Consider the following 4,016-nt stretch of genomic DNA (forward strand, 5'->3'; position numbering starts at 1 on the left):
CCCGCAACATCTCGAGCGTCCGGTCATAAAACCCGCCACCATACCCCAGCCGCCCACCGCTCCGGTCAAACGCGATCAGCGGCACAATCAACACCTCTGGCTCCAACCACGCGCCCGATGCCGGAACCCTGGCCCCAAACGGGCCCTCCACCATTTCAACATCCGGTGCCCACTCCCGAAATTTCAACGGCAGCCCCGCCGCTTTGATAATCGGCACAGTCACGAACCCGCTCATCGCCATCTTTGCCATTACGCCTAGCGGGTCAATCTCGGTCCGGATCGGCATATAGCCCGATATCGTTTGCCCCGCATGCGGTTCCAGAAACTCCAGCAACCGCGCCGCCGCGATCTCGCCATGCACCGCCGCATGCGCCACCTTGCGCCGCGCATATCCCGCCTTGCGCGCCACGTCTTTCAGCACAGATAAATCGCTCATAATAACATCACCGCCGCCAGCCCCAGAAAGGCAAAAAACCCAACCACATCCGTCACCGTGGTCACAAACGCACCCGACGCCAGTGCTGGATCAATCCCCAGTTTTTCCAGCCAGACAGGGATCACAACCCCCGCCAACCCCGCAATAAACAGGTTCAAAACCATCGCAACCGCGATCACCACGCCCAGCATCGGAATGCCAAACCAGAATACCCCGACCAGCCCCATCACCGCCGCAAATACCGCGCCATTAACCAACCCCACCAACGCCTCGCGCCGGATCACCCGCCACACGTTGGCGCTGGTTAAATCCTTGGTCGCAATCGCACGCACCGCCACGGTCAGGCTCTGGGTGCCCGCATTGCCGCCCATCGAGGCCACAATCGGCATCAACACCGCCAAGGCCACGAAGGTCGCTATGGTGTCCGCGAACTGGGCAATCACCAATGACGCCAAAATCGCCGTCACCAGATTGACAAACAACCACGGAAACCGCCGCTTGACCGTGCCGATCACCCGATCTGTCAGGCTGCCTTCGCCAACACCCGCCAGCCGCATGATGTCTTCCTCGTGTTCCTCGTCCAGAACCACCATCGCATCATCAATGGTGATCACCCCGACCAACCGCTCGTCCTCGTCCACCACGGGCGCGGAAATCAGATGATACTGGTTGAACGCGTAGGCCACATCCTCTTCGTCCTGATTGACCGAAATGGTGCGAAAACCATCCTCGACAATATCCTGTAACTTCATCTCCCGCGGGTTGCTCAGCAGCTTGCCCAACGTCACATAGCCCGTCGGGTGCATTTTGGGGTCAACCAGAATCATATGATAAAACTGCTCTGGCAAATCCTTTTGCTCGCGCAGATAATCAATCGCTTCACCGACCATCCAATGCTCGGGCGCGACCACCAGTTCGCGCTGCATCAAACGACCCGCCGAATCCTCGGGGTAGGTCAGCGCCTGCTCGACCGCCACCCGGTCGGCATCTTCCAGCACCTCAAGAATTTCACCCTGCTGAGGCGCGTTCATATCCTCCAGCAGATCGACCACATCGTCGGTTTCCAGATCGCGCACGACCTCGGCCAACTCCTCGGGCGCAAGGCTGTCGATCACCTCTTCGCGCAGTCCTTCGTCCAGCTCGGACAGGATGTCGCCTTCCATCCCACCTTTCCACAACCGCAATAAGGCTCGGCGCTGCGAGCCGCTGATTTGCTCCAGAAAATCGGCAATGTCGGCGGAATGGAGAGGCTCGAGCAAATGCGTCAGGGTCAACGCATCTTCACTATTAATCGCCTCTAGGATTTCATCAATAAGCTGGTTATCCAGAATGAAGTCATGCTCGCCACCACCGCGGGTTTCTTGTGTTGCATCACTCATGGCTTATCTCCTGATGATTGCGCCATTCATAACCAGTCCCGTCGATTAACAACAGCAAAAAGAGGGCTTTTCACAATACGCCCCAGTGTCTAGTCTGGGGTGTTGAATGATCGAGAGAGCCAATGCAAAACGCGCAACTGTTACTGGGTCAAACCCTATCATTTCTTAGTGATCCGTTTCACGCGCCCATTGGCGACGCCACCACTTACGAGCGGCGCGGCGCGGTCCTGATCGAAGATGGCAAAATCAGCGCCACTGGCCCCGCTGACAGCCTGCGCGCCGCCCATCCACAGGTCCCGGTCACCGATTATGGCGATGGCCTGATCACAGCCGGATTTGTCGATGCCCACGCGCATTACCCACAAACCGCAATCATCGCCAGTTGGGGCAAGCGGTTGATTGACTGGCTCAACACCTATACATTCCCCGAAGAAACCCGCTTTGGTGACCCCGCCTATGCCACCGAAATCGCCGCGCGTTACCTAGACCTGACAGCCGCCAACGGCACCACCACCATTGCCAGTTTCTGCACCATCCACCCCGCCAGCGTTGACGCGCTGTTCACCGCCGCCGAGGCCCGCAACCAGCGCATCATAGCTGGCAAAACCTGTATGGACCGCAACGCACCGGACGGGCTTCGCGACACCGCCAAATCCGCCTATGACGATAGCCGCGCCCTGCTGGAAAAATGGCACGGTCGCGGGCGGGCTGCTTACGCCATCACCCCGCGCTTCTCGCCAACTTCAACCCCCGAACAACTCGAAGCATTAGGTGCATTGTGGGCCAAGCACCCCGATTGCCTGATGCAAACCCACCTGTCCGAACAACTAGACGAAATCGAATGGGTCGCCGAATTGTTCCCCGATGCCCGCGATTATCTGGACACCTACGAACAATTCGGCCTGTTGGGGGACCGCGCCATGTTCGGCCACGCCATCCACCTGACGCCACGTGAAAAGAGCCGTCTGCGAGAAGTCAACGCAGCCCTGATCCATTGCCCCACCTCGAACACCTTTATCGGGTCGGGCCTGTTTGACATGGGTGGGTTGATGGCGGCGGGCCATCGCATTGGACTGGCCACAGACACCGGCGGCGGCTCGTCCTTTTCGATGCTGCGCACCATGGCCGCGGCCTATGAGATCGGCCAGCTCACTGGCACCTCGCTGCACCCCGCACAGCTCTACTGGCTGGCCACCGTTGGGTCCGCCCGCGCCCTGCATATGGAAGACAAAGTAGGCAATCTTGCGGTCGGTCACGAGGCCGATCTGGTGGTTCTGAACCTCGCCTCAACCGCAGCAATCGCCCTGCGCGAATCTCGCGCCGAAGACATTTGGCAATCGCTGTTCCCAACCATCATGATGGGCGACGACCGCGCGATAACGGCAACATGGATCAACGGCGCACCCCGCCCCTAGTCCTTCTTCTTGCTGAAAATACCTGCCGCATGTAGCGCATAGAATCTCTTTTTGCAGTCGCAAAGAGTCATATGGAATTCATATGCGATTCATATGGTTTTCATATCGTGTATTCTCGAGTTGAAAACTCACCCCATCAGCCGTTTCGCCAAATGGTTCTGCCGCTCGATCACCCGTGGCAAATCTATCGTCACCATCTGCCCGTCACGCACCACTTGGCGCCCCTCGACAAACAGATCGCGCACCTTTGTCGGCCCCGCCAGCAACAATGCCGCCGGATCCCAACTGCCTGCACTTTCAATCCCGCCGACATCCCAAACTGCCACATCCGCCCGCTTGCCCACCGCCAATTGCCCGCAATCATCACGGCCCAACACGGCAGCCCCGCCGCGTGTGGCGATCTCCAATGCCTCACGTGCGCTCATCGCGTCGGCCCCGTTTTGAACCCGTTGCAGCAGCATGACCTGCCGCGCCTCGGCCACCAGATTTCCGGCGTCATTGCTGGCCGATCCATCCACGCCCAGCGCCACATTCACCCCCGCGTCCCGCATCAAACGCACGGGGGCAATACCGGAGCCAAGGCGGCAATTGGAACAAGGACAATGGGCAACACCTGTGCCGGATTTTGCAAACAGATCAATCTCTTGACCATCCAACTTCACGCAGTGGGCGTGCCATACATCATCGCCAGTCCAGCCCAGATCTTCGGCGTATTGCCCCGGACGGCAGCCGAATTTTTCCAGACTATAAGCGATATCCTCGTCGTTTTCCGCCAGATGGGTGTGC

4 protein-coding genes are annotated in these 4,016 nt (G+C 58.9%); 1 reads left to right on the forward strand and 3 read right to left on the reverse strand.

Annotated elements, in window-relative coordinates; genetic code table 11:
• Both ACWB12_RS12370 and mgtE read right to left on the reverse strand, forming a co-directional pair.
• On the reverse strand, window positions 1-436 hold a 436-nt coding region (locus ACWB12_RS12370; RefSeq protein WP_479530394.1), incomplete at its 3' end, for a 5-formyltetrahydrofolate cyclo-ligase.
• Entirely contained in the window at window positions 433-1,815 is a 1,383-nt protein-coding gene (mgtE, locus tag ACWB12_RS12375) for a magnesium transporter (protein WP_479530395.1), read from the reverse strand. The genes ACWB12_RS12370 and mgtE, both read right to left, overlap by 4 nt.
• A 122-nt stretch (window positions 1,816-1,937) precedes the next feature.
• Here mgtE and guaD point away from each other — a divergent pair, with 122 nt between their 5' ends.
• The gene (gene guaD / locus ACWB12_RS12380; RefSeq protein ID WP_479530396.1) at window positions 1,938-3,230 is read left to right on the forward strand and encodes a guanine deaminase; all 1,293 of its coding nucleotides are present in this window, start codon (window positions 1,938-1,940) and stop codon (window positions 3,228-3,230) included.
• A gap of 128 nt (window positions 3,231-3,358) precedes the next feature.
• On the opposite strand, the gene ACWB12_RS12385 is transcribed toward guaD, so the two are convergent.
• Window positions 3,359-4,016: amidohydrolase family protein (locus ACWB12_RS12385; protein WP_479530397.1), on the reverse strand; the 658-nt coding region annotated here is incomplete at its 5' end.

The organism is Profundibacter sp., from assembly GCF_056498605.1.

Excerpts from the sequence above, each read along its gene's own strand:
- mgtE (WP_479530395.1), bottom strand. The coding sequence starts at position 1,815 with ATGAGTGATGCAACACAAGAAACCCGCGGTGGTGGCGAGCATGACTTC.
- guaD (WP_479530396.1), top strand. The coding sequence starts at position 1,938 with ATGCAAAACGCGCAACTGTTACTGGGTCAAACCCTATCATTTCTTAGT.